The organism is Shewanella sp. 11B5 (assembly GCF_002836795.1).
GTDB classification, from domain to species: domain Bacteria; phylum Pseudomonadota; class Gammaproteobacteria; order Enterobacterales; family Shewanellaceae; genus Shewanella; species Shewanella frigidimarina.
On sequence record NZ_PJAP01000860.1, the window covers coordinates 1 to 3547 of the forward strand.

Sequence of the window (3547 nt, forward strand, 5' to 3'; positions counted from 1 at the left end):
GTTGGCGGCATTGGCATTATGAACATCATGTTGGTGTCGGTCACTGAACGTACACGAGAAATCGGTATTCGCCTAGCCATTGGCGCACTTGAACGAGAAGTCCTATTACAGTTTCTGGTCGAAGCCATTGTGCTGTCTTCACTCGGCGGAATTGTCGGCATTATACTGGCATTGGCAGGCTCAGTTGCGCTGGCAAATTTAATACAAGTTCCGTTTGTATTCAACATGAGTATTGTGGTGATATCGTTTCTATTCTCTGCAGCTGTAGGCGTCATCTTTGGCTATTTCCCAGCCCGCAAAGCCGCGCAACTTGACCCAATAGAAGCCCTGCGTCATGAATAGCCTTTAGCCTCAACGCAAATTCGGTTTATTGTGCTTCTATGGTGCTAATTACCTACCAATCAGCGCGAGATAAATCAACCGGTTATACTGGAATCTAGTTAACAACTCTAATGAACTCGAAGAGTGAATGTCACCTTTAATGTCAATAATCCACATTGTCATTTGTTTAAGCAAATTAACTCAATATCTGACCACACAGAAATGCTTTACGGACAATAGCAGAACAGCAGTGCTACTATGGCGAATAACCTAAATAGATTATCGTTTGCCTTGGTTACATCACTATCATTACCGGTTAATAAATGAAGATAACTAATGGCCTCTGCGACAGCGATATATGCGACCACAATGTCGAACGTCAATATTGTCGTGTTTACTCGTATAATGCTAAATAGATATTAACAATTCTTTAGTCATCACAAACTAGCAGGTCTATTCATGACAGCCGAAGTACTCGAAATTCAGAGCTTTATAGCTCAGTACGCCCCCTTTGATCAGCTTCCAGAACAAGTCTTAATTGACGTTGCCAAAAGTGTTGAGATTTCTTATTACCGCACAGACAGCATGATTGTTAACTTTAATGACAACATTAAAGAGCTGTATATGATCCGCAGCGGAGTCGTAGAGTTATATCGCCGTAAAGGTGAACTTTATAATCGTTTAGATCAAGGTCAGTTATTTGGGCAAATGGGCTTATTAACCAATAATAAAGTACGTTTCCCCGCTAAAGCAGTAAAAGATACGCTGGTTTACTGTATTCCTGAGTCTGTATTCAATGACTTATGCGAGAATTATGATGATTTTGCTGATTTCGTTGAAGCTGAGGATACCACCCGTTTAAAACAAGCGGTAAAGGGTAAAACCGATGATGCTAATGCACTAACCACCTCAAAAGTGAAAACCTTAGTTACCAGAGAGCCTGTGGTTCTACCGTGCCATAGCTCCATACAAGTGGTGGCCAAAATAATGGCCGAGCAAAACATTTCTGCGGTATTAATAAATGACCCTGATATAGATGATCAACAAGATAGTAGTTTTGTGGGTATTATTACCGAACATGATCTTTGCGCTAAAGTCATCGCTGCCGGAGTTAATGTAGATAATCCTATTTCACAAGTCATGTCGACCAGTTTAATATCGCTGGATCATAACGCATACATTTTTGAAGCTATGTTGCTTATGCTGCGCAATAATATTGATCATCTACCTATCTTAAAAAATAAAAAACCGATTGGTCTTATTGAAGTTGCGGATATCATTCGCTACGAATCACAAAATAGTTTGTTGTTTGTAAGCAGTATCTTCCAACAAAATAGTTGCGAAGATTTAGTGCTACTTTCTGCGCAGTTAAAAAACTGCTTCGTACGCATGGTTAATGAAGATGCCAATTCACACATGGTCGGACGGGCAATGTCTGAAATTGGTCGTAACTTTAAACAACGTTTGTTAGAACTAGCAGAAGAAAAATTCGGCCCACCGCCCGTCCCATACTGCTTTTTAGCACTGGGGTCGATGGCCCGTGATGAACAGCTGATGGTGACCGACCAAGATAATGCCATTATCCTTGATAACAGCTATAACGCTGCGTTACATGGTGAGTATTTTGCGAAGCTAGCAGATTTTGTTTGCGATGGTTTAGCCGCCTGCGGTTATAGTTACTGCACTGGTGATATTATGGCAAGCAACCCTGAATACCGTAAAACTCGTGCTCAATGGGAAGATTGTTTCGGTGATTGGATAGAAAATCCTAACCCGCAAGCTTTATTAAACTGCTCTATTTTCTTTGATCTTACCGGTGTTTATGGCCGAGTAAAATGGGCGGAACAGCTAAATGCATTTATCTTAAGTAAGGCCAAGAAAAACAACCGTTTTCTAGCCTGTTTAGCGCACAATGCCCTCAACCGAAAACCACCACTTGGATTCTTTAAAGATTTTGTGATGGAAAAAGATGGTCGTCATAACAACTCTATTAATTTGAAACGTCGTGGTACTGCACCATTGGCAGATTTGATCCGAGTACACGCATTAGCAATCGGCTCGCAATCGCAAAACTCATTTGAACGTTTAGAAGATATTATCGACGCAGGCATTCTGCCAACATCAAAGGGCGAAGATTTACAACATGCTATGGAGCTTATCTCTCTGGTACGTTTACGTCATCAATCAACGGATATAGAGTCTGGGATTGAGCCTGATAATAATATTGAACCTGAAAGTATGTCAGATTTTGAAAGACGAAATCTTAAAGATGCCTTTTTAGTGTTAAGCAATGCGCAAAACTTTTTAAAATATCGCTACAGTTCGAACAAACTTTAAAGGTTAACTCATGACTAATTTCAGTAACCAGGCGATTTTAAACTGGCAAGCCTTTCTAGAATTAAAAGTGCAAAACAGTAAAGATAGACGCCTGCATGATTTCTATCATGCGGGAACTTATCACAATGAAACACCATTAAGTGATATTGAGTTTGTCGCATTGGATTTTGAAACAACTGGTTTAGATTCACAGAAAAACAGCATCATTAGTATTGGCTTAGTGCCATTTACCTTGCAGCGTATTTTCTGCCGTAAAGCAAAAAAATGGTATCTCAACCCTAAAGATAAATTACAAGAAGACTCTATTATTATTCACGGTATCACCCACTCTGATTTACAAGATGCGCCTGATTTACTATTGATTTTAGAGCAGCTTTTAAATGAATTAGCCGGTAAAGTCGTGGTAGTGCATTATCGTCATATTGAGCGTGATTTTCTTGATCATACGCTACGCATGTTGATTAATGAAGGCATTGTGTTTCCGGTTATTGATACCATGCAGATTGAGGCTAATGTACAACGAGAAAAATCGCAGGGAATATTTAATTTCTTTAAAAGAAAACGCACAGAATCAATTCGCCTTGCAAATAGTCGTGAACGTTATCATTTGCCCGCTTATGCCCCTCATGATGCGTTAACTGATGCCATAGCCACCGCAGAGTTATTGCAGGCTCAAATTAAATATCATTTTAGTCCCGACACTGCGATTAAAAATTTATGGTTATAAAGTTTAGCTGAACAGAAATATTGATGAAAAAAAAGCCGATGAATTAATCATCGGCTTTTTTGTGTGAATTATTAAGTCCTGAAATGTGTTTGCACTTTAAGGACTTAATTTCAACAATTAGCTTTTATTATGCTTTTCGGTACGCATACCCATCAACAAACT

The 3547-nt window shown here is 39.4% G+C and carries 3 protein-coding genes; all 3 read left to right on the forward strand.

Features of this window, described 5'->3' with window-relative positions:
• The coding region (locus tag CXF78_RS17265; protein ID WP_145991537.1) for an ABC transporter permease at nt 1-342 on the forward strand (342 nt) is incomplete at its 5' end.
• A 438-nt stretch (nt 343-780) separates the two neighbouring features.
• A complete protein-coding gene (locus CXF78_RS17270) occupies nt 781-2658 on the forward strand; it encodes a DUF294 nucleotidyltransferase-like domain-containing protein (protein WP_102037454.1) in 1878 nt (625 codons plus the stop codon).
• A 10-nt stretch (nt 2659-2668) separates the two neighbouring features.
• Nucleotides 2669-3385 carry a 3'-5' exonuclease gene (locus tag CXF78_RS17275; RefSeq protein ID WP_102037455.1) on the forward strand — a complete coding sequence of 239 codons (717 nt, stop codon included), beginning with the start codon at nt 2669-2671 and terminating at the stop codon, nt 3383-3385.
• The last annotated feature ends 162 nt before the right edge of the window (nt 3386-3547 follow it).

Coding starts and splice junctions, on each gene's coding strand:
- CXF78_RS17270 (WP_102037454.1), top strand. CDS start 781: ATGACAGCCGAAGTACTCGAAATTCAGAGCTTTATAGCTCAGTACGCC.
- CXF78_RS17275 (WP_102037455.1), top strand. CDS start 2,669: ATGACTAATTTCAGTAACCAGGCGATTTTAAACTGGCAAGCCTTTCTA.